This is a genomic window from Agrobacterium sp. 6Ca8, assembly GCF_055382765.1.
Window position 1 is genome coordinate 159,973 of sequence record NZ_AP026435.1, and the last position, 21,594, is coordinate 181,566.

Annotated in this window: 21 protein-coding genes and 3 pseudogenes; 9 read left to right on the forward strand and 15 right to left on the reverse strand. The window is 55.5% G+C overall.

Going from position 1 to position 21,594, the window contains the following annotated elements; all coding sequences use genetic code 11:
• Positions 1 to 39 precede the first annotated feature (39 nt).
• Positions 40 to 687 carry a L,D-transpeptidase gene (locus ACZ5A6_RS24350; protein WP_112402799.1) on the forward strand — a complete coding sequence of 216 codons (648 nt, stop codon included), beginning with the start codon at positions 40 to 42 and terminating at the stop codon, positions 685 to 687.
• A gap of 292 nt (positions 688 to 979) precedes the next feature.
• On the opposite strand, the gene ACZ5A6_RS24355 is transcribed toward ACZ5A6_RS24350, so the two are convergent.
• The 3 genes from ACZ5A6_RS24355 to ACZ5A6_RS24365 all read right to left on the reverse strand — a co-directional run bounded on the left by ACZ5A6_RS24355 (position 980) and on the right by ACZ5A6_RS24365 (position 4,208).
• A complete protein-coding gene (locus ACZ5A6_RS24355) occupies positions 980 to 2,236 on the reverse strand; it encodes a M20 family metallo-hydrolase (RefSeq protein WP_112402800.1) in 1,257 nt (418 codons plus the stop codon).
• The gene (locus ACZ5A6_RS24360) at positions 2,233 to 2,721 is read right to left on the reverse strand and encodes an L-2-amino-thiazoline-4-carboxylic acid hydrolase (RefSeq protein ID WP_112402801.1); all 489 of its coding nucleotides are present in this window, start codon (positions 2,719 to 2,721) and stop codon (positions 2,233 to 2,235) included. Before ACZ5A6_RS24360 ends, ACZ5A6_RS24355 begins: the two co-directional genes overlap by 4 nt.
• A gap of 629 nt (positions 2,722 to 3,350) precedes the next feature.
• Positions 3,351 to 4,208: an NmrA family NAD(P)-binding protein gene (locus tag ACZ5A6_RS24365; RefSeq protein WP_112402802.1), complete on the reverse strand. Its 858-nt coding sequence runs from the start codon at positions 4,206 to 4,208 to the stop codon at positions 3,351 to 3,353.
• 87 nt (positions 4,209 to 4,295) lie between these two features.
• Here ACZ5A6_RS24365 and ACZ5A6_RS24370 point away from each other — a divergent pair, with 87 nt between their 5' ends.
• Positions 4,296 to 4,682, forward strand: coding sequence for a winged helix-turn-helix transcriptional regulator (locus ACZ5A6_RS24370; RefSeq protein WP_112402813.1), 387 nt, complete (start codon positions 4,296 to 4,298; stop codon positions 4,680 to 4,682).
• A gap of 145 nt (positions 4,683 to 4,827) precedes the next feature.
• Here the strand turns inward: ACZ5A6_RS24370 and ACZ5A6_RS24375 are convergent.
• Both ACZ5A6_RS24375 and ACZ5A6_RS24380 read right to left on the reverse strand, forming a co-directional pair.
• Positions 4,828 to 5,966 (reverse strand): IS3 family transposase gene (locus ACZ5A6_RS24375; protein WP_464111598.1). Its coding sequence is split into 2 segments (ribosomal slippage): positions 4,828 to 5,708 and positions 5,708 to 5,966, totalling 1,140 coding nucleotides; the frame shifts between segments, so codons are not numbered across the junction.
• 258 nt (positions 5,967 to 6,224) lie between these two features.
• A complete protein-coding gene (locus ACZ5A6_RS24380) occupies positions 6,225 to 6,470 on the reverse strand; it encodes a helix-turn-helix domain-containing protein (protein WP_112402804.1) in 246 nt (81 codons plus the stop codon).
• Between the two features lie 91 nt (positions 6,471 to 6,561).
• Between ACZ5A6_RS24380 and tnpA the strand changes: the two genes are divergently transcribed.
• From tnpA to ACZ5A6_RS24395, 3 genes and pseudogenes are all read left to right on the forward strand, one after another.
• Positions 6,562 to 6,969 (forward strand): IS66-like element accessory protein TnpA, encoded by a 408-nt coding sequence (gene tnpA / locus ACZ5A6_RS24385; protein WP_080855904.1) that lies wholly within the window; start codon positions 6,562 to 6,564, stop codon positions 6,967 to 6,969.
• Complete coding sequence (gene tnpB / locus ACZ5A6_RS24390) at positions 6,966 to 7,313, forward strand: IS66 family insertion sequence element accessory protein TnpB (RefSeq protein ID WP_080855903.1); 348 nt, start codon at positions 6,966 to 6,968, stop codon at positions 7,311 to 7,313. The genes tnpA and tnpB overlap by 4 nt, the downstream gene beginning before the upstream one ends.
• 45 nt (positions 7,314 to 7,358) lie before the next feature.
• Positions 7,359 to 8,810, forward strand: a pseudogene (locus ACZ5A6_RS24395) (IS66-like element IS66 family transposase); the annotation flags it as partial.
• A 288-nt stretch (positions 8,811 to 9,098) separates the two neighbouring features.
• Here the strand turns inward: ACZ5A6_RS24395 and ACZ5A6_RS24400 are convergent.
• Positions 9,099 to 10,226, reverse strand: coding sequence for an IS110 family RNA-guided transposase (locus tag ACZ5A6_RS24400; protein WP_065659364.1), 1,128 nt, complete (start codon positions 10,224 to 10,226; stop codon positions 9,099 to 9,101).
• A 44-nt stretch (positions 10,227 to 10,270) separates the two neighbouring features.
• Here ACZ5A6_RS24400 and ACZ5A6_RS24405 point away from each other — a divergent pair.
• A pseudogene (locus ACZ5A6_RS24405) lies at positions 10,271 to 10,516 on the forward strand (transposase domain-containing protein); the annotation flags it as partial.
• Here ACZ5A6_RS24405 and ACZ5A6_RS24410 read toward each other — a convergent pair.
• The 9 genes from ACZ5A6_RS24410 to ACZ5A6_RS24450 form a co-directional block, all read right to left on the reverse strand.
• Complete coding sequence (locus tag ACZ5A6_RS24410; RefSeq protein ID WP_162714280.1) at positions 10,504 to 10,893, reverse strand: helix-turn-helix domain-containing protein; 390 nt, start codon at positions 10,891 to 10,893, stop codon at positions 10,504 to 10,506. The pseudogene ACZ5A6_RS24405 and the gene ACZ5A6_RS24410 overlap by 13 nt on opposite strands.
• Positions 10,859 to 11,260, reverse strand: a complete 402-nt coding sequence (locus tag ACZ5A6_RS24415) for a DJ-1/PfpI family protein (protein ID WP_112403195.1) — start codon at positions 11,258 to 11,260, stop codon at positions 10,859 to 10,861. The genes ACZ5A6_RS24410 and ACZ5A6_RS24415 overlap by 35 nt, the downstream gene beginning before the upstream one ends.
• A 319-nt stretch (positions 11,261 to 11,579) precedes the next feature.
• Entirely contained in the window at positions 11,580 to 12,077 is a 498-nt protein-coding gene (locus tag ACZ5A6_RS24420) for a copper chaperone PCu(A)C (protein ID WP_112403197.1), read from the reverse strand.
• Between the two features lie 58 nt (positions 12,078 to 12,135).
• On the reverse strand, positions 12,136 to 12,885 hold the full coding sequence (locus ACZ5A6_RS24425; protein ID WP_112403199.1) for an ABC transporter ATP-binding protein: 750 nt from the start codon (positions 12,883 to 12,885) through the stop codon (positions 12,136 to 12,138).
• An 8-nt stretch (positions 12,886 to 12,893) separates the two neighbouring features.
• Complete coding sequence (locus ACZ5A6_RS24430; RefSeq protein ID WP_464111564.1) at positions 12,894 to 13,952, reverse strand: FecCD family ABC transporter permease; 1,059 nt, start codon at positions 13,950 to 13,952, stop codon at positions 12,894 to 12,896.
• On the reverse strand, positions 13,949 to 15,052 hold the full coding sequence (locus ACZ5A6_RS24435; protein WP_112403201.1) for an ABC transporter substrate-binding protein: 1,104 nt from the start codon (positions 15,050 to 15,052) through the stop codon (positions 13,949 to 13,951). The genes ACZ5A6_RS24430 and ACZ5A6_RS24435 overlap by 4 nt, the downstream gene beginning before the upstream one ends.
• 46 nt (positions 15,053 to 15,098) lie before the next feature.
• On the reverse strand, positions 15,099 to 15,482 hold the full coding sequence (locus ACZ5A6_RS24440) for a c-type cytochrome (protein WP_112403203.1): 384 nt from the start codon (positions 15,480 to 15,482) through the stop codon (positions 15,099 to 15,101).
• 9 nt (positions 15,483 to 15,491) lie between these two features.
• Positions 15,492 to 16,085 carry an SCO family protein gene (locus ACZ5A6_RS24445; protein WP_112403205.1) on the reverse strand — a complete coding sequence of 198 codons (594 nt, stop codon included), beginning with the start codon at positions 16,083 to 16,085 and terminating at the stop codon, positions 15,492 to 15,494.
• 232 nt (positions 16,086 to 16,317) lie between these two features.
• Positions 16,318 to 17,034: a Crp/Fnr family transcriptional regulator gene (locus ACZ5A6_RS24450; RefSeq protein ID WP_464111565.1), complete on the reverse strand. Its 717-nt coding sequence runs from the start codon at positions 17,032 to 17,034 to the stop codon at positions 16,318 to 16,320.
• A 1,053-nt stretch (positions 17,035 to 18,087) separates the two neighbouring features.
• Between ACZ5A6_RS24450 and ACZ5A6_RS24455 the strand changes: the two are divergent.
• The 3 genes and pseudogenes from ACZ5A6_RS24455 to ACZ5A6_RS24465 all read left to right on the forward strand — a co-directional run.
• Positions 18,088 to 18,270 (forward strand): annotated as a pseudogene (locus ACZ5A6_RS24455) (tripartite tricarboxylate transporter permease); the annotation flags it as partial.
• Positions 18,271 to 18,664: 394 nt separating this feature from the next.
• Entirely contained in the window at positions 18,665 to 19,807 is a 1,143-nt protein-coding gene (locus tag ACZ5A6_RS24460) for a DJ-1/PfpI family protein (RefSeq protein ID WP_112403211.1), read from the forward strand.
• Between the two features lie 136 nt (positions 19,808 to 19,943).
• Positions 19,944 to 20,885, forward strand: coding sequence for a GlxA family transcriptional regulator (locus ACZ5A6_RS24465; RefSeq protein ID WP_112403213.1), 942 nt, complete (start codon positions 19,944 to 19,946; stop codon positions 20,883 to 20,885).
• The last annotated feature ends 709 nt before the right edge of the window (positions 20,886 to 21,594 follow it).

Consider the following 21,594-nt stretch of genomic DNA (forward strand, 5'->3'; position numbering starts at 1 on the left):
CACCGCTCCGGATGTGCAGCAACCGTTCGAGAGTTCTCCATGAATAAAAGCACAGTTTTTTCTGTCGTACTTCTAGGCGTTGCCGTGGCAGGCTGCGCCACTACGGCTCCGAGACCAACCGTCCGGCCTGCGCACCATCAAAAGCCGATGGTGAGGGCCAGTTATGCGGCGCAAACGGATGGCCTGTTCCCTGTTGCAGCAATCGACACGTCGAAGATCAACCCCAGGAATATTCGCCAACAGGTCGATTATCAGACTGGCGAAAAGCCGGGAACGATTGTTGTCGATACCGGGCAGCGCTTCGTATACCTCGTTCAGGAGGGCGGCAAGGCGATGCGTTATGGTGTCGGCGTCGGCCGGGAGGGACTGGAATTCAACGGCAGTGCCACGATCGGTTTTAAGCGTGAATGGCCTCGCTGGACGCCAACACCCAATATGATTGAGCGTCAACCTGACAGATATGCGCAGTGGAGCGGTGGTATGGAAGGTGGTCCCGCCAATCCACTTGGTGCGCGCGCACTCTATCTTGTTAAGGATGGGAAAGACACGTTGTACCGCATTCATGGCACCAACCAGCCGGACAGCATAGGTCAAGCGGTTTCGTCAGGATGCATCCGGATGATAAATCAGGACGTAATCGATCTCTATCACCGCGTTCCGGCGGGAAGCAAGGTCGTCGTGATATAACAAGACGAAGCTGCTTCATCGTTGACGACTAGAATGAACTTTGTCGGCGGACTGGATGCGTGTGAGTGGTTACGGTGGCCACCGGCCGGTCGTGCAGACAATAGCGCGTATTCTCGACTGGAGAATCGAAGCTAAAAGCCCCGATTACGGAATTTAACAGGTTCTTCCAGGGAGAACAGATTTTATAAGGCAATCGTCTGCGGACATATCCCGATCGCGACGGCTCCATCTATGCAGAGGCCAATTGCTATCGGAATTGGTTATGCAACGCATCATGCAGGTCTGATCTTGATCAGCTATCTGGGATTTCGTCGATCCGAAGGACGCTCCGTAACAAGAGGTTCGCGCCGTCTCTGCATTGCAGTGGCGAGGAGTATTCGCGTTCGTTATGTGACAAGCCATCTCGCGAAGGAATGAAAATCATTGCCGTGGGCACCTTGCCTGCCAGATGAGCCGCATCGTGACCGGCACCCGAAACCATATGCAGCGCCGAAAGTCCGAGGCTCTCCGCCTCCTCCCGGATTATCTCGCTTAACCGCGCGTCAAACCGGACAGGAGACTTACGCCAAACTACCGAGACTTCCGCTTGCGGCACAAGTCGCGCGATATCGGCTAACAACTCGTCCCCCATTGCGGCAAGGCCGGTTTCCTCGGGATGCCGCAGGTCTATTTCGAGACAAACTTCCCCAGGCACCACGTTGCGTGAGTTCGGCACCGCAGCGATGTAGCCCACCGTGGCGACGCCAGGAGGATTTCTGAGCGCGACAGCCTCCGTGGCAAGCACGACCTTCGCTGCTGAAACCAGTGCATCCTCGCGCAACGTCATCGGGAATGCGCCGGCATGTGCCTCCGTGCCACGAACGCGGACATCCAACCAACGAAGCCCTTGCACGCCGCTGACAATACCAACCGCGCTTCCATCGGCCTCCAGTACCGGCCCTTGCTCGATATGCAATTCCAAATAAGCCGCCATTGGAAGGTGGCCCGGAACATGCTCGCCGCGATAACCGGTCTTGTCCAGCGCCTCGCCCACTGTCACGCCCTCTTTATCGACTAGGGCATGAATGGTCCCGATATCGTGTACTCCACAGAAGACGCCTGACCCCATCATTGCTGGTGAGAACCTGGACCCCTCCTCGTTGGTCCAGTTGACGACGGTGAAAGGATGCCTCAACTTTCGACCCGAGACATAAAGCGCCCGCAGAACCTCCACTCCGGCCAGCACACCGAGAATGCCGTCAAAGCGCCCGCCCGCGGGCTGGGTGTCGAGATGACTGCCAACGGCAATGGTGGCCAGGCCCGTTTCTGAGCCAGGCAAGATCGCGAACATGTTGCCGATGCTGTCGACCTCAACAGTGCAACCAAGCGACTGGCATTCAGCTTTGAACCAGTCACGAACTTCTCCGTCAGACGCGCTCAGCGCTAGTCGGTTCATGCCGGTCTTGCCATGCGCACCGATGCGGGCGGTCGAGAGAAGATCGGACCATAGTCTGTCAACATCGAGCGAAAGGTGAGACGGCATGTCGGATGGTCTCCCGGCATTCGTCATTCGACGGTCTCCTGCGCGGTGTCGTGGAAACGATACCTAAAATCGCAATGTGAGGCACCTTCCATGACTGTCTGCGTGCGCTCCAGCGTGATACGCGGATCGTAGCCGACACAGAAAACACCGTCGCGGTTGCACGAAAGGAGGTGGCCGATATGGCCAATGCCCATCTCCTGGTAGGTCTCTGCATAGCGACAGCGTTTTACATTGTAATGAAATTCCTGTTCGGTCGCTTTTGTCACCTCGATCACGAGCGCATCGTCTTGCGTCCAGAGGTCCTGCAACTCCTGGAAGGTGCGCAACGTCGTGCCTCCGGGCGTCTTTTCGGCAAAATCCGCGCCCGCTTTTATTGCCGCCTTTCGGATGGCGGTGTCGAGAATGGATTGCGCCTTCTTCTCACCGATCTGATTGCGCATCTCTTCATAGATCGGTGCGATGATCCCGGCCTCGATCCTGCGACGGGCGAGGATGCCGATTTCGCCATGCATCGCAGACAGGGATGGTTGGCCTTCTCTACTCGTCACGATTGCTCTCCTGAACGGGCGGAAACCTCCGCTACGACTTAAGAACGCGCCTTGTGTAGAGCGCGAATTGATTCATACCTTGCGACGCCGACCGCGAACAAATGCCTTGGCTACTTGGTCGAGCCGGCTTTGCCAATAGCCGCAATTTCGGCTTTGCTGGTGGCTTACCAGTGGCCTTTTCGCCAGCCTCAACCCTTAAATTTGTTTGCGTGATGCGGGCAATATCGCGGGTCTTGCGCCAATACGATATAATCAGCGTGCACAATAGTCCAATCAGATATTTCGGCTCCAATCTTTAACATTGGTCACCACATCAGAGTGCAAGAACTTTCTCTCGTTCAGAGGGGAGGACCATGCCAGAATTTCGGTTTCTCGCAGTTCGCCACACTCGAGAATGGTTGTCTAGCGACCCATACGGTACTGAGCTAAGCTAAGATTTTGCTAGCAAAGGGAAATGAGAACCATAACGCCACGCCGGAAGAACCAGCGTCGGTCTCCGCAACTCGCCGAAAGGTCTTCGACCGACGCAGGCGCGATTTACGTCGTCCCGGCCTTTGCCGAGACGACCCTTTGAGTTGTGACGCCGAAAGCAGTCAAGCGGAAACGTCGTCCAGCCATTCTCCAACACTTCGAGGTGTGAGGCCGAGGAGTTGTTGCGCGCTCGTGTCTTCAGCAATCACATTTTCATCCAGCGTTGAGAGCGCTTGATAGAAAGCCGCAACATTGGCAGCCGCAGGACCTAACATCGGCTCCAGCAATTTTCGGAATTCTTCCGGCGATTGTGCTTCGAACTGGACTTGCTTGTTGAACCGCTCCGAGAAGCCATCGGCCAGTGCAGGACCTTTCATTCCGGGCATGTGTCCCACCCCGACGATACCCGTTACCGTATGGTCCATTAACAACCTTTCGGCGACCTCGGCGATATCGAGATGGGAGCTCCAGGAAACAGGGAGATCCGCGCGGATCGGATATAGTAGAACGCCGTCTTGTTTCACCCCGTCGACCACCATGGGCAAAAGCAGATTTTCTAGGTAAAGGCGGGGCGCCACGATAGCATGAGATATGTTGGTGCTGCCGATGCCGCGAATGAGCATTCCCATGGCACTGTCTTCAGGAACCTGAACAGTTGATCCGGGCCGATCAATCACGGCCCCGCTGGTCGAAATCACCACACGTTTGGGCTTTGCTATCTTAATCGCTTCCAGGAAGTTTCGCGCATATTCGATGCGCAAAGGTTCAGGAGCCTGGGGCAGATGGAAGAAGATTCCATTCGCATCCATATATGCAGACACAAGTGACTCCACGGAACTGTAGTCGACAGTGACACACGGCGTCCCCTGTGAATTAGCTGGATCGCGAACCGCGGCAAATACGGGTTCGCCTTTAGAGAGGAGGAGGTCAAAAAGGGGACCGCCTTGGGCTCCTGTCGCGCCGTGAATGATGAAAGACATCGCTTACTCCGTTATCGTTGCTGACTGGAGTTTATTGGTGCATTATGTGCATCAGTTACGTCAAATGCACTAATGAAAGAAAAGTCGATGGGTGCAAAAAAAATGCCGTGCTGTGGCGTTGAGCGATTTCTGCTTCTTCTAGATGGTCCCTGGGCTACCTTAATAATCCGTGAGCTATTGAGTGGTCCTCGCCGCTTTACCGAATTGCGCGGCATGCTCCCCGGGATCAGCGCGCACACGCTGACCCATCGCCTCCGGCGATTTGAAGAACATGGTCTGGTGACGCGGATGGCGTACGCCGAAACTCCGCCGCGCGTGGTCTACGAGCTGACCGAACTCGGGACGTCGTTGCACGATATCCTCTATGCCATGAAGGACTGGGGTGATGCGCTTCCGGACAAGATTTTCGATCGCGCCAAAATTTCACCCACAAAGCAGCAGCGTGGAGAGCTTAGCCACGAAGCTGAAGAGTGAAACCCGGCATGTGGTTGCGGATCGATTGGCGAAGGAGCCATTCTTCATCTGCATAGCTGTAGTTGCGGCCCAGATTGCTGGCGGAGAGGTGGCTCGGTTTATCTGAACAGTTTCGGGCGTTTCGTTAAGTGGATTTCCGCCTCGGTTATGCCGCCACCATCATTGGTGCCAGCGCGTTGAAGTAGGCCTGATCCGGTGTCTGCCGGTCAAGGGAAGAATGTGGGCGTCGGCTATTGTAAAAGGCTAGATATCGACCGATGCCGACGCGGGCCTCAGATACGGTCTTGTGGGCATGGGGGTAGACTTCCTCGTATTTGATTGAACGCCAGAGCCGTTCGACGAACACGTTGTCTCGCCACGCACCCTTGCCATCCATCGAGATGGCAATCTCTGCTTTCTTCAGCACCGCCGTGAAGTCCACCGAGGTAAATTGCGAGCCCTGGTCGGTATTGAATATGTCCGGTTTGCCATAACGGGCCAGCGCTTCCTCGACTGCTTCGATGCAGAAGGCTGCCTCCATCGTGATCGACAACCGCCACGACAGAACCCTCCGGCTGAACCAGTCCACGACGGCGCAGAGATAGACAAAGCCGCGAGCCATCGGAATACATGTCAGGTCCATCGCCCAGACTTGGTTGGGCCGGGTGACCGCCAGCTTGCGCAGAAGATAGGGATAGATTTTGTGACCTTGCGCCGGTTTGGATGTGTTCGGGCGGCGGTAGATAGCTTCGATGCCCATCTTCTTCATCAGTGTGGCGATGTGCAACCGCCCAGCTTCCAGCCCTTCTCCCCTCAAGAGCCCTTGCAACATTCGACTTCCGGCAAACGGGTAGTCGAGATGCAATTGGTCGATCCGGCGCATCAGGGCAAGATCGCCGTCAGGCACTGGACGAGGCAGATAATAGACACTGCCACGGCTGAAGCCGAGAAGCTTGGCCTGGCGTACGACGGATAGTTTATGCTGGCGGTCGATCATTTCTTTCCGCCCAGCAATCCCGCCTTGCCGAGCGCACCGGATAAAAAATCGTTCTCCAGTGTCAGTTCGCCGATCTTGGCGTGCAGCGTTTTGACATCGACGGTTGGACCCGCCGGTTCCGTCTTCGCTTCATCGCCGAAAACGCCTGTCGCCCCCTCAAGGAGCTGACCTTTCCACTGTTTGATCTGGTTGGCATGCACGTCGAACTGCTGGGACAATTCCACCAGCGTCTGCTCGCCCCGGATGGCGGCGAGCGCCACTTTTGCCTTGAAAGCCGGGCTGTGGTTCCGGCGCGGTCGTCTCGTCATGGTATCTCCTGTTCCCGGCATCTAAGCCGAAGTCAGGCAGAAATTCCACTTATCCTCGCTGTGCAGATTTCCCGAGCCAGCTCTGTGTCGCAATGTGGAAAACCGTTGAACAAGGGCATCATCTTTGCGTGGTAACCCTCACAAGGATTTGGTAATTCCTTGCCAGAGCAAAGACTCGTCTCATGGTATTCAAAAATTATGATCATACGGGGATTGCACGAGCAACAGCTCCAATTTCAGTTTGTTACGTTTGCGGTGTTATTTGTCCTGGCGCATCCCGAAATGCATCCGATATTGACCGGGGCTCGTTCCGAAGGTGTTGGAGAACCGCCGAATAAAGGTTTCTTCGGTGGTATAACCGCATTGCCGAGCTACTTCCTTGATGGAGCGACGGGTGTCTATTATAAGTTCGCGCGACGCCTCAAGTCGAAGCTTTTCAACAGCTTTGCTGGGTGTATGATCCAATTGCGCACGGTACTGCCTCATGAACGTCCTTTCACTCATCCCAACCTTTCTCGTAAGCCCACGGTGAAGGCCGTCTTGCGATGACGGCCTTCTGACTGCCAGTCCTAGTGGTAACACTAGGAGTAGTCATATGACGAAGCATGCAATTGAGGTGATCACCTCCGTAGAGCGCCGTCGGCGCTGGTCACGCGAAGATAAAGAGCGGCTCGTCGCTGCGTGCTTTGAGCCAGACGCGGTCATCTCGGAGATTGCCCGCGCGGCCGGGATCCATGTCAGCCAGTTGTTCCGTTGGCGCAAAGAGCTTTGTCGGATCGAGGAGCCAAGATCTGACACTGCGGCTTTGGTGCCGGTGATCGTGTCCGAGGCCGCTTCGACAGTCTCCCCCGCTCAGCCGGAACCACCCACCAAATTCCATCCTCGTCGGAAGCGCAGTGATGTAACAATCGAACTAGGTCGGGGCCGACGCGTCCGCGTGGAAAGCGACATCGACACGGACGCGCTTGGCCGGATTCTCGATTGCGTATTGGGTCTGCGATGATCCCGGTTCCGAGTGGTGTGAAGGTCTGGCTGGCCACGGGCTATACGGACATGCGCAAGGGCTTCCCCGGTCTGTCGTTGATGGTGCAGGAGGCGCTGAAGCGTGACCCGATGTGTGGGCACTTGTTCGTATTCCGCGGCCGCGGCGGTGGCCTGATCAAGGTGATCTGGCATGACGGCCAGGGAGCTTGCCTGTTCACGAAGAAGCTTGAGCGAGGACGCTTCATCTGGCCATCGGCGGCCGATGGCACGGTGGTGATCACACCTGCGCAGCTCGGTTATCTGCTGGAGGGCATCGACTGGCGTATGCCGCAAAAGACCTGGCGGCCGACGTCGGTCGGATGAGCAAAAACACTGGAATGATGGGGTCAAATATGATTCCATCCTGTCATGAGCGACGCGACCGAAGAGCTTCCGGACGACCTTGCCAGTGCCCTCGCATTGCTGGCCCAGGAACGCGCTCGACGTGTTGCAGCCGAAGCAGAAGCGGCAACCGCCAAGGCAGAAGCCGCCAGTGCAAAGGCACTCGTATCGCATTCCGAGGCGCTGATCGCACGGCTGAAGCTGGAGATCGACAAGGTTCGCCGTGAACTCTACGGCAGCCGGTCCGAGCGCAAGGCGCGGCTCCTGGAGCAGTTGGAACTGCAGCTCGAGGAGTTGGAAACGGACGCCGGTGAAGATGAACTGGTGGCGGAGATCGCAGCCAAAGCTTCAACCGTCAAAGCCTTCGAGCGCAGGCGTCCGTCACGCAAGCCCTTTCCCGAACATCTGCCACGCGAGCGCATCGTCATCGCCGCTCCCGCCAATTGCGCCTGCTGCGGATCGGCCAAATTGTCGAAGCTTGGCGAGGACATCACCGAGACCCTGGAGGTCATCCCGCGCCAGTGGAAGGTCATCCAGACGGTGCGGGAGAAGTTTACCTGTCGCGAGTGCGAGAAGATCACGCAGCCACCAGCACCCTTCCATGTAACGCCACGCGGCTTTGCCGGGCCAAACCTGCTGGCGATGATCCTGTTCGAGAAGTTTGCCCAGCACCAGCCGCTCAATCGTCAAAGCGAACGCTATGCTCGCGAGGGCGTCGACCTTAGTTTATCGACGCTTGCAGATCAGGTCGGAGCTTGCGCCGCGGCGTTGAAGCCACTTCATTCTCTGATCGAAGCGCATGTCCTTGCCGCCGAACGTCTGCACGGCGACGACACGACCGTGCCAATCCTGGCCAAGGGAAAGACAGATACGGGCCGCATTTGGACCTATGTCCGGGATGATCGGCCGTTCGGAGGCCTCTCACCGCCGGCAGCCCTTTACTATGCCTCGCGCGATCGACGGCAGGAGCATCCGGAACGCCACCTGAAGACCTTCACCGGTATTCTGCAGGCGGACGCCTATGGCGGCTACAATCCGCTGTTCAAGGGTGATCGCGATCCAAATCCGCTAAGACAGGCGTTTTGTTGGGCACACGCGCGTCGCAAGTTCTTCGTGCTCGCAGACATTAATGCGAACGCCAAGCGTGGAAAGAACGCCGCGCCGATCTCGCCTATGGCGCTCGAAGCCGTCAAACGGATCGACGGCCTGTTCGATATCGAGCGGGAGATCAACGGGCTTACGGCCGATCAACGCCTGGAACGTCGCCGCAAGGAAAGCCTGCCGCTCGTCGACAATCTGCAGGCCTGGCTTCAAACCGAGCGTGCAAAACTGTCGCGCAGTTCTCCGGTCGCCGAGGCGATCGATTACATGCTCAAGCGTTGGGATGGCTTCACGTCATTCCTGGAGGATGGCCGGATTTGCCTCACGAACAACGCCGCGGAGCGAGCCCTGCGAGGCTTCGCACTCGGTAGGAAGTCCTCTCATGACCGTCCGTCAACAATAAAGGGTATGCGAAATCGCCGCCCGCTTGCGCGTAGCCAAAATGTATGGAGCCCAGCAGGGACAGAGCACCGGGTAAGAATTATCGACGGTCGCTCAAACTCTCATTCTGGGGTTTGGTTATCCCAGTTGTGACCATGCGTCGTGGGCTGCCTCGTTCTGGCTGCGGGGATCGATGATCGCCCCTCCAACTTGCCTGAGGATTCTCCATACCGCACCCGATGCCCTGACCATGCCGGGCAGATTTATATCTCTATGTTCGTCGCTTCATTTTTCCAGGTCTGGTTTCAGCTCGCTAGGCTGAACATGTTGGCATACTGCCCAAATGAACCCGAGTAGTTCACGCGCGACTGCCGTCACCGCAACTTGGCTTCGCTTCCCGTTGGAGATTAGTTTGCGATACCTGCCATGTAATCGGACCTGAGCCTTCCAGGCTATATCTTTGATGACCTGTTGGGTCTCGGGCATTCGCGTCCAGCACCACTGCCCGACTTTCGGCCTGTTGCGGTAACACCAAGCTGCTTCGAACAGAAGTGAGCGTAACGTTATGTTTCCGCTCTTGGTAATTCCGCGCGGCCGAAGCGATTTACCACTTGACCGTTCTCCTGGCACCAGGCCGAGATATGCCATCAGCTGACGAGGATTAGCGAAGCGCATGAAGTCGCCTATCTCCGCGACTAACGCCACTGCCACTACGACCCCAATACCCTTCAGCGCCTGAAGCGCCTCGACAATAGGGGCCAATGACCAATGCGGTATCAGTTCGACGATCTGTTCGTCGAGTTCTTTCCGGCGGCTTTCAGCTTGCTCATGTGCATTGAGATAACTCTGGAAGGCAATCTGTTGAGCGATGTGATCAAAGCTTTGGTCGGATAGCCAGACCCTGTGCCGATAGGTCCAGCTTTTCGCGCCGAACTGTCTTCCCTGACGTAGCAGAAAGCTCTGGATTCGCTGTCGCGCTTTTCGAACATCGTAGGAGGCAGTCTGTCGTGCCCTCGCAAGATCTCGCATCGCTTCATGCACCTCGTCCGGTACCCACACCGCAGTCAGCTCACCTGCACGAAGCAATCGCGCCAACATAGATGCATCGCGGGTGTCATTCTTTATCCGGTCGCTGGGCTTCTTGGGAGTCATCGATGGAGCGACAACGATACATTTCGCACCCTTGGCATGCAGCGTTCTGTAGAGCCCATAACCGGTCGGGCCGGCTTCATGAGCGAACTCCAGCTCGGCATATTTGCCACGAAGCTTGTTGAGCAACTTGTCGACTGAAGTTGGTGTATTCGCAATCGTGCCCCACGATCGGACTTCGCCATTTCGTTCGGCCTCGGCTACCGCAACGGCGATGGTATCCTTATGGACGTCAAGGCCGACATATGCTGTCATCTTTTCCATGATCGTTCCCTTCCGTTTTAGCGCCCCTCTGGCGCTAAAACATCTTGCGAGGGATCGCTGCCCCCGCCAAGGACGGTCATATCATCTGGCTCTTCGCCGGATCAGACCGCGGCGCGGATCGTGCAGCCTTCATGGCCACGTTGATCATGACGGCAAAGCTCAACGACATCGATCCGCAGGCGTGGCTGGCCGACGTTCTTGCCCGCATCGCCGACACGCCGATTATCAGGCTGGAGCAGTTGCTTCCGTGGAATTGGACGCCGCCGACCGTCAACGCTCAAGCTGCCTGACCTGTGGCCTTCACCGGAGGCTTACCCTTTCTCGCAAGGACTGGCACCGACAGATCGTGAGCCAGGTTATCACTTATCCAAGCATGCAGATCGGAGAAGCGGCCGCTTTTTGACTGAAGTTTCAAAGGCTCACTAAATTGTGCCTGATCACCTGGACGCCTGAGAAACATGACGAGCTGGCGCGCAACTTTTAAAGCTGTCGCTTTACCGAGGTCTTGCCCAACGAGCGCAAGAGCTAGGTCAATTCCTGCAGTTACACCAGCAGAGGTCCAAACCGGACCGTCGTTTATGTAAATCGGTCCCCGCTCAACGATTACTCTGGGGAACTGGCGCTCTAATTCGTCATAGTGTGACCAGTGTTGTGGCTCGTCGTCCATCAAGTTGCCCAGTGGCAGCCAGCACAAAAGCCCCGCTACAAACCGTTGCCACTCTGCTTGCCTTGCGAGCATGGGATGAGAAGGCCGATCGAAATTCGAAAGCGTCGACGTCGTGGGGGATAGCCGGGCCACCTGGTATGATAAGGGTATTTGGGACAGATAACGTGCGTTCTACCGGGAGCGTACGCAGAGACATCCCAAGAGATAATTCGACTTCTCCATCCATTGAGACCACACTGATATCATACGGTTCTGTCTCATCGCTGCTCAAGTGATTGGCAGTCTGAAACACATCGAGCGGTCCGGAAAAGTCAAGTAAGCTCATGCCCGTATATGCAAAAAGTTGAATGGGAATCTGCTTCGTCATCTTGTCCTCATAGTAGAGCCGACGCAGGTCGGCATTTTGCAGGAAACGTGAAACCGAAAGCCTGTGAAGAATCGAGTATGTGACCGCGGGCGGGGGCGGAACACGGAAACGATCTTGAAAAGCTCGCGTGTTCCTTCTGTCCCGCTCCGCTGTGATCTACCGTGCTCGTTGATCCATGGACGACTTCGTCAAAGCCGGCCCGAGAGCTGGGTTGCCTACCGCATCGTGTCGAGCCTCGAACGTCAGCAATCCGAGCCGAAGCCTGGTTCGCTAATGCCGGAAAGGATGATCATCTGCACCAACTCACCGCAGAGGTGAATCAAGGCGTAGCAGCATGGCCATGGTTCCCATGCTTCATTTCGGAAGCGCCACCAGATGCAGGACCAATCTTGAATTCCACATCGACGGAACCGGCCTTTTCGAAGATAAGCGTCGCTTCCACCATCTCACCTTCCTTGAAGGGTTGACGGACCTTCATGAACATAACGTGCAGACCACCCGGTTTGAGCTCCACCGTCGCGCCTGCGGGAATGGCGATACCGGTGGAAACTTCGCGCATCTTCATTACATCGTTTTCTATCGTCATTTCGTGGAGTTGCATGACCCCTGCGCGGCTCGATCTGGCTGAAACCAGCCGGTCGTCAGTTTTGCCGCGATTGATAATCTTGAGATAGCCTCCGCCAACGGGAGCGCCCGCAACCATTGCGCGGGAGTTGGGGTGAACGATTTCCAGATGTCCAAGCTTGAACTCGTGTGCAAGCAGTGGCGATGCAAGGAGTAGGAAGCCGAGAGTGAGTGCTTTAAGACGTTTCTTCATGGTCTTCTCCGTTTATGGGTTGGCAAGTTGAAACTGGCTATTCTTTGCAGCAGCTTCATTACCGGCAGGCCGTAACAGGCAGGATAACTGAGTGTCCGGTGCTGGACGCGAGCAGTTCGGCTTCGATCCCGTAGACTTCCCTGAGTGAGCGTGCATGGATGACGTGGGAAAAAGTACCGCAACCGGCGACCTTGCCGCGATCAAGTAAAACGATCTTGTCAGTGTGACGGGCGGCAAGATTGAGATCGTGAATAGCGACAACTACGAGGGCACCACTTCGCTCGACATAGCTGCGAAGTCGCTCAAAAACTTTTAGTTGGTGTCGGATATCCAGCGCACTTGTTGCCTCGTCGAGAAGCAGCAGTTGGGGTGCCCTTAACAGACGCTGAGCCAAAAGCACCAGCTGCTGTTGACCACCGGACAACGTTCGCATGTTGCGGTTATGTAGCTCCACGATCCCGAAGTCACCAAGCACGGCCAGCGCCTCCTCGAGATGGGTCATCGATACGCGCCAGCCGAGTTGTTCGTGCCGTCCTAACAGGACGGTTTCGATCACACTTAGGTCAGCACGTACGTGGGTGTGTTGCGGCATGTAGCCAATCTGACGCAGATCGACAGGCTTTGCTTGCCAAGTGATACTCCCCGAAAAAGGCATAAGAGTTGCTATGGCATCGATAAGGGTCGATTTCCCTGTACCATTCGGCCCGACAACACCAATGATCTGCCCCGGTGACAATTCGGCATTTATATCGTGCAGGATCGCTGCTTTCCCGCGAGCGACGACAACATGTTCGAGTTTAAGTGTCATCGTAGAAGCTAACCCTTCCCACCGCGTCGGGCGATGATCGCAAAGAGAATAGGAACGCCTGCCACCGCGGTGATGATCCCGACCGGAATGACGGCACCGGGCGAGATGAATTTGCCGAAGACGGACGCGCTGAGCAGGATGATGCCACCGGTCACCGACGAAAGTGGCAAGGCGAAACGGTGGTCCTCTCCAACCAAAGACCGTGCCGCATGTGGTGCGATCAGGCCGACAAAGCCGACGGTTCCGACAAAAGACACGGCCGCTGCTGTCAAAACTGCGACAATCAGGAAGCTGCGCCGCCGTACGGCTTCGACGGAAAGGCCGAGGCTCAACGCATTGGCGTCTCCAAGCCTCAGCGTCGTCAAAGACCATGCGTCGCGAAGAACGAACGGAATGCACAAAAGCACGAGAAGTCCTGTTACCGTCACACTGGTCCAGGTTGATTTTAGCAGGCTGCCGAACAGCCAGAACACGATCTGCTGAAGTACTTCAGGCGACGCCAGAAACTGCAAAAGTGATTGTACGGACTGGAAGAAGAACAATACGGCGATGCCACCCAGCACCAGGATCTCTGGTGTGGCGCTTCTTAAACGCGCAATCACATAGACGAGACCGCAAGCTGCAAGCGTCATTACGAAGGCGCAGACGGGCGTAACGATATAGGCTGGCAGGGGTACAAGCTCCCCGTACATGATGGCAAGCGCTGCTCCAAAGCCGGCTGCTGCGGAAAAACCCAGCGTAAAGGGACTGGCCAGCGGATTGTCCAGGATGGTCTGCATCTGGAGACCTGCAAGCCCCAGGCAGGCACCCACCAACGTCCCCATCAAGGTTTGTGGCATGCGCAATTGCCACAGGATGGTTGCCACGGCACGGTCCCCACCATAAGGACCTGCCAGAAGGCCGTTCCAGACGTCGCTAAGGGGCATGCCTGACGGACCGGTTGTGAGATCCAGGACCATCAACATCGCCAGAAAAACGCAGGCAAGGACGATGGTTGCTGTGCGTCGTCTGGATTCGCGACGGTAATCATTGTGTCCCACATCCGCAGATGTGCTGGCTCTCGTCATTGGGCCTGGGCCTCGTACGGCAGTACGAAGACGCCATCTGCCTTTACGGGGAGCCATTTTTCATAATAATCACGGATGTTGCGTGCCGGATCGACGTCCTTGAAAGCGTCCGGATAAAGTTGCTTGGCGATATATTGCGCATAGACATAGTCGGAGAGCGTGCGAGCTCCACCGTGGTAAATTGCGTATATGTCGGCATTCTTGACCGCTGGTAGGTCGCTCCAACCTGGTCGGGCCACGTAGGCCGCCATGCGGGCCCTTGCTACAGCGGGATCAGCGCCAAAGCCAACGGTTACCGCCTGCGGCTTGCTCAGCCACTCTGAACCCGCTAGAAAGACAAGATCCGGCTTCTTTGCGAGAACGTATTCCGGGCTGAGTGGCCCCCAGTTGCCGATCTGTCCCTTGGCGATGTTTTGACCGCCAAGTTGATCAATGAGCGCACCCCACATACTTGATCCGTAGGAGTTTCCGACTTCGGACGGCCCCTTCTGAGCGAGTTCGACATAGACCTTCTTCGTTGTGGGGCCGGCCTTTTTGATACGGGCATCAATATCTTCGAACGCATGCTTGTAGTTATCCGCGAGTTTTTCCGCGCGATCTTCCGTGCCAAGAAGTTTTCCGAGCGCCAATGTGGAAGCGACATGTTTTTCGACGGTCTGGGCATTGTAATCCAGGGTGACGATTGGAATGCCAGCAGCTTCGATCTGCTTGATACCTTCTCCCAACGCATCATAACTCCACGCAGCCAGGATCAGAAGATCCGGTTTTGCGGCGATGACTTTTTCGATAGAGAATGTGCTGTCTTCTGTATTTCCGACGTCAGGGATGGAGGCAAGCTTCGGCAACGCTTTCTCGTAGGCTGCGAACTGGTTCGGGCGCCAGTCCTTCCAGGTCGAAAGCGATAGCGCGACCACCTTGTCCAAAGAGCCTGGACCAGCGATTGCAAGATAGTCCTCATAATAGAAGCCCAATACTATGCGTTCTGGAATTTTGGGAACTGTAACCGTCCGGCCTTTGACATCTGTAACGGTAATGTCGGCAAAAGCTTGGGAACCAAAGGCAAGAAAACCGATGAATGTTGATAGCACCAATTTTTTCATTTCATCTTCCTAAATTTGAAGCTCGGTTGTTTTACTTTCGCATAGATCACTGATGTGGCTGGAGCGTCTTGAGATATTCGACGATGTCGCCGACGCTGCTGTCGTCCTTCACGCCGGCAAATCCCATCGACGTGCCTTTCACAAGATCGCGCGGTTTTCGCAGAAATTGCTGAAGCTTCTCTGCCTCCCAGACTTTTCCATCAGCGGCAAATTCCTGCATTGCCTTGGAATATCTGAAGCCCTCGACACTTGCGACTTTGCGCCCGACAATCCCCTGCAGGTGTGGTCCGACTTTATTTTTGGGTTCGCTAGCCACATGACATGCTGAGCACTGTTTTTTGAATAATTCAGCGCCTCGTTCCGCGTCCGCGCTTACTGCGATACCGGGGATGGCTGAAAACGCTGACAGAAGAAGAAAAGTCGTTTTCATCTTTTTCTCCTAGTTCTTGCCCAAAAGATTGCGGATTTTTGCTACTGCCGTCTCCTGTGTCGAGCCGTAGGAGATTGTCCCCTTCAGGTCGCCTTTTTCGGTCAGCAGCAAGACGGAAGCGGTATGATCCATCGTGTAATCGCCATCGTCCGTCGGCACTTTTTTCGCATATATGTTCCAACTCTTGATGACGTCTTGCATTTCAGAGGGATCGCCCGTCACGCCAGTAATTCTGTCGGTGAATGCGGACGTGTAGTTGTGCATCAACTCGGGCGTATCTCGCTCAGGGTCTACCGAAAAGAAGAAAGCTTTTAGACCGTCCGCTTCCGATCCAAGCGACTTGAACCAGCCTGCCATCTCGTAAAGCGTCGTGGGGCAGACCTCAGGGCAATGGGTGAACCCGAAGAAAAGCAGTGTCGGTTGCCCTTTCAGCGCGGCCTCCGTTATCGGTTGGCCGCGGTCGTCGGTCAGCTTGAAAGCGGTACCGAGTTGCATGGTTTCCATTTTGGGCGTGTTCACCACGATTAAGGTGATTAGGCCTCCAAGGAGACTCACTGTGAGGCAAAAAATCATGATGGCAATGCGCATATGTTTCGGTTGCATGACGCAATCTTCCTTTTATTTAAGCTTTACCCGATCAACATCGGGACATCGGGAATGGCGGCGTGTCAGCTTACGGCACGCTTCATGGGTTTGAGATTGCGAATGACCAGAAAATCGACGGCAAGGACACCGACCAGTAAGAGCCCGGTAAGAGGAAACAAAAATGAGACGGCCAGCATGATGATGCTCCCGGTTTACCAAAGTGCCATGTTGGGAGGTGTCGCCGAAACTGTCATGCTGTCACTGGCACCCTTGTAAGAGCCAAGGCAGGACGGATGGTGCTTAGAGAAAAGCCGGCTGCAAGTCGTTCAAGCGCGGCCCTGTCAAGAATTGTCACGATTTCGGGGCGGACGAAGGAAATCAGCTTCTCCCGCTTCAGTCGACTAAGGTTGCGGCTTACCGTTTCAAGGGTAAGGCCGAGATAGTCGGCAATTTCGGCGCGCGTGAGATGAAGCGCAAATGTGGTTTTTCGCGAGGCTCGTCCGCCATTTCGTCGTGCGAACTGTGTAGCCAGATCAAGTAGGAAACAGGCAATTCTCTCCGTAACGGTCTTTCGTCCAAGCGAGACGGCGTGCGCCTGGATCCGATGAAAAGAGAGATAAAGCGCTGCTTGAATCTCCATAGGCGACACGGCGGAGTTAACAGCAAGCCTTTCCACCTTCGTCGGTACAACCGCTTGTGCCTCGCAGTTCTCAAGGCTCGCCATAGCATATGAAAAGATGCGCGCTGGACCTAAAATATCAAGGATTTGCCTACGGTCGCCGTTTAGCTCCTGATAGATGACAACACACCCATCAACGATGCGAAAAGCGTCCCGGCGTATCTGCTGGAGGAAAATCGGTCTTCCGGGAACGAGAGTCATCGCCTGCGTTTTGACTAAAAATCCAGCATCCTCAGCGTCCTGAGACGTGTCTTGCGGTGCTTCGAAAATATGTGATTTGGAGAACATATGTTTCCATCCGGTCGCGTACCCGAAAAGTCACCGGAGGACATCAGATCCTTCTGGTAACGATGATACGATGCTGAAAAAAACCGCCACCGGGATCCGATAGCGGTTGCTCAGGCGGACTGAAACTTAGGGGGAGCGCGCGCAGCGGTATTGGGAGGAAAGAGCTGACGATAAGACGCTTCGTGGCGTGCGGGAAGGACCACAGCGTTTCGCTGAAGAACTCTCGAGCCGCACATATCCGCCTGCGGCGGCAGCAATATTGCAGCCGTCAGACGGCAAGCTTCACAGTTTGTTCCCATTCCATGATCGACATGACCAGAATTGCCGTCGTCAGACGGAAGGCACAACACTGGCAAAGTACCGTCGGGAAGAGTGTAAAGTGCGACTTCTGAAGGGGAGAGAGTTTGCGCATATACATGAGGTGACTTATGCGCAAAACCAATGCATACGAAGGCGACGGCGCATAAGATGCACAGCAGCTTTCCGAACTTGCTATCTGCCTTATACATTGGACCACCCCTCGGACAAAACAACTAGCGATACTTAGCGACGGTGGCAATGCGACAAATTCGCAGGGGAAATACCATCGCCGCCTAAGTGGGCGGACGTCGTCAAGGCGGCCAACGTTCCTGCAATAAGCTACTGCCAGTTGGGCAGTAATTTCCGGACGGCTCTTCAATTTGCACCTTCGATTGGAAAGCGGTGCTGAAAATGAGAAATGGTCAAGATTTTGTCGGCGCCGCTACAATGACCTGTGGCGGACTACTGTTTATCTGGTTCGGGCGCGGGCTGGACGTTTGGCATTCCCTCAGATGGGGCTAGGCTATTTCCCGATATTGCTAACCGTTCTTCTGATCGCAATCGGCGCGGCGAGCATGGCTCAGTCACTCGTTGCCGATGGTGACTGCAGCGAGCCGGAAATCCGGAACTGGAACGCATACAGCCTCGTGATTGCATGGCCGATAGGCTTTGGGTTTCTGCTTGCGGGTCTCGGGCTTGCACCAACCATGTTTCCGTTGATCATTGGAACCGCAGCCGGTACACCAACTGGCGGCAATCGGCGTTCTACCCGGGTTGGGGCCGACAGCAACGATCGCGAAGCTCTTGCCCATCACCTTTGGCTTGCCGCCGAAATCAGCACTTTTCATGCTGGCAGGTATTTTTTATTGGGCACAATCCGGCGGCTCGACGACAGCCATTCTCATCAATTTGCCCGGCGGAAACTCATCCGTTGTCGCGATGGAGAAGCGGATTTCGCCCAACCGGGCAGAATTCGGTAAGGAAGCAATCTAGGGGTGCGCGGCACCTGAAGCAGCCAATAAAGCCGGAGCGCAGACCCCATTCATTCCGATGCTAACACTCGGCATCCCGGCAATCCCGTGATGGAACTCATGGTTGGCGCGATGATCATCCAGGGTATCACGCTCGAATTGCTTGTTCGCTGTTCGTTCATCAACTGATGAATTTGATCCGCGTGTCTTTGAAGTCCGAAATATTAGGTTGGACTCAACCGCGCATATCGAGACCGTGCAAGCGTGCGATGTCTGAATTCCGCCGATTTACGTCCTTTACGACTTTTGGAGGTTCCTGGATAAGTATGTGCAGTAAGCAGGAATAAGAAGGATTTCCGATGCAGTATCTGACACGACGGACAGCAATCGTTTCCGGGATCGTCGCGATTGGCGGACTGGCTCTTGGGACGAAGGTGTCGGCTGCGCAGCAAGCCGAGAATGGATCGCCAACCTTTGATGCTTCCAAAAATCCGACCTTGGAGAAGATCGCTCCATACAAAGCCCGGTTCGGTCGCGCCAGGCCACTGGTGGCCGTCGTCGCCCTCAACGAGGGCACAGTTATAAGCGACTTTTGTATCCCGTTCGGCGTGATGGCGCGTGCGGATGTGGCCGACGTTGTGTCTGTTTCGGTAAAGCCCGGTCCTGTCAAGATGCACCCTCTGACCTTTGAACTGCAATCAACTATTGACGATTTCGACAAGCGCTTTCCCGACGGCGCCGACTATCTATTTGTACCGGCAGTTTCGAACTTTAAAGACGCTAGTCTTTCAAAATGGGTCAAGGCGCAGAGCGAAAAGGGCGGCACAATTATCAGCATTTGTTACGGAGCGTTGCCCGTGGCCAACGCAGGTCTGTTTGATGGCCGTCGGGCAACCTCTCACTACAGCACTGAGGAGATGCGCGTTGAGCTTTTCCCGAAAGTGAACTGGCAGAAGAATATCCGTTATGTCGCTGACGGCAAGTTCGTTTCAAGCGCAGGCGTCACCGCTTCCATGCCGACCTCAATCGCGCTGATCGAAGCAATCGCAGGTCCTGAAAAGGCCGCCGAGGTCGCCCATGATGTTGGCATTGATAACTGGGACTCAAGGCACAATAGCGACGTCTTCAAATCCGATCCCGACAATGCCGACATGCCAGATGCTAATACAAAGCCTGAAATCACGATTGGCATTCCAGTCAAGGCAGGCGACGACGAGATTGCGCTCTCGCTGACCGCGGAAGCCTATAGCACGACGGGCATTACGACGGCCCTTGCCGTCGCAGAATCCAAGGCTCGCTTTACGTTGGCACACGGCTTAGTTGTTATCCCCGACCTCGTCACAGGTGGATCGAAGTCAGTTGACCGCATGCTTGCACCGCTCGATGCACATCATGCTACTCGCGCGCTGGACATCGCACTAACCGACATTCATAAAACCTATGGTCGGAAAGCGGCGCGACATGTCGCACTCTTCATGGAGTATCCGGGCTTCGCAGGGTAACGCCGGCGCTTCACCGAATGTCTGTTTTCTTAGGCCTCGTCAGCGGATCATTAGGCGAGGCTGGAACGGGTTGACCAAAGGTCCCGGGGAGTGGCTTGGTGAAGTTTGGAATCTCAATACTCATTCAGGTCCGGCTATGACGCGTCACATAGGATTTCTGGTATTCCCCGGCTTCAATCTTCTTGATCTAAGCGGGCCGCTTGAGGTGTTTCAGTGGGCCGAAAGACACAATCAAGGCGCTTACCAACTGACGGTGATGTCTTTAAATGGCAGGGAGGTCGTAAGCGAGTCTGCCCTGACCATCTTTGCCAATCCTCTGGTCAAAGACCCGCTTGATACTCTACTTGTCGTCGGCGGAACTTTGGTTGAAGGTGCGCTGGGGCCAAACACTATCGACTATGTCCGCCATGCCTCCGCGCTTGCCCGGCGCACGACAAGTGTGTGTACCGGCGCGTTTGTCTTGGCGGCCTCCGGCGTCTTAGATGGGATCAGCGCCACCACTCACTGGATGGATGCCGCGAAACTGCAGGCTATGCATCCCGCCGTGCGCGTTGAGGCGGACCGGATTTTTATAAAGGCTGGCAATGTCTGGACATCTGCTGGCGTCACCGCCGGTATTGACATGGCCTTGGCACTCGTTGAGGAGGATCTCGGGCGGGAAGCGTCCTTGGCAGTCGCCCGAATGCTGGTGGTTTACCATCGCCGCGCAGGCGGTCAACAGCAGTACTCCTCGCTACTTCACTTAAATCCGGACTCCGACAGGATCCGCTTGGTGCTTGCCTACATGCGCGCACATCTGGGCGACCCTCTGCCGGTGGAGCGGCTCGCGGACGTCGCCCACCTGAGTGCGCGGCAATTCGGACGGGTTTTTCATGCTGCAACGGGTGTTACCCCCGCCAAGGCTATCGAACGACTGAGGGCCGAAGCCGCACGACCGCGAATTGAAGAAGGTCGAGAGTCGCTCGAGGAAGTTGCTCGCGCAGTGGGGTTTAGCGATGCGAGCAGAATGCGCCAGAGCTTTATCCGTATTTTTGGACATCCGCCCCAAGCCATTCGACGCGCCTCCCGATCAGGGTAAATAGACATACAAGGAGCGTTCAGCGATTCTCAATCACTTCGTTCAACACTTGGCAAGAATCAGTTTGCGACAATTTCTCGTCCCAACCGTACTTGCCATCTACATTATGTTGTGTGGCGCAATCTCAAACGAAAAGTGCGCGCAGTTGTGATTGACAGCGGTGACGAGAAGGTGTCGTGAAGGCCGTTTGAGTTCCCAGGTCTAATGAGGCAACTGTCTGTCATCTTTGATTGGTGGTCGTTGCAAGGCCTAGTGGTTTACGTGACGCAGGGTATGATTGCTCTCACAGAGGATTGAGCAAATCGCGTTTGAAATTCTTCCAGTTGGAAGGCTGCCGCCGCACACGCTACCCGCGGACTTAAGGGACTGCGCGGGTTCGCCTCCATCTTCAAGATTGAGATCGCCGGCGTCGAGGTGGGAGTTGAACCCGAGCCTGGTCTCGCAGATAGCGGACAGCTCCAATACGATCTACCGGATTTGTTCGAGGTGATTGGTCGTGCCGCAAAGCAGTGGGTAGGGGATGGATTATTCTTTTAGACGAGGTCCAATACCTCTCGGAAGCGGATCTCTCTGTGCTAATTGTTTCCATTCATCGTATGTCCCAGGCGGCACGCGTTGTCGTGTCTTCGCTCGAAGGAGCGCTAATGATGGAACGTCTCCTTGACGGTAGCGCAGGGTTCGAAGTTACTCTGAAAGCAATCCGTATCAG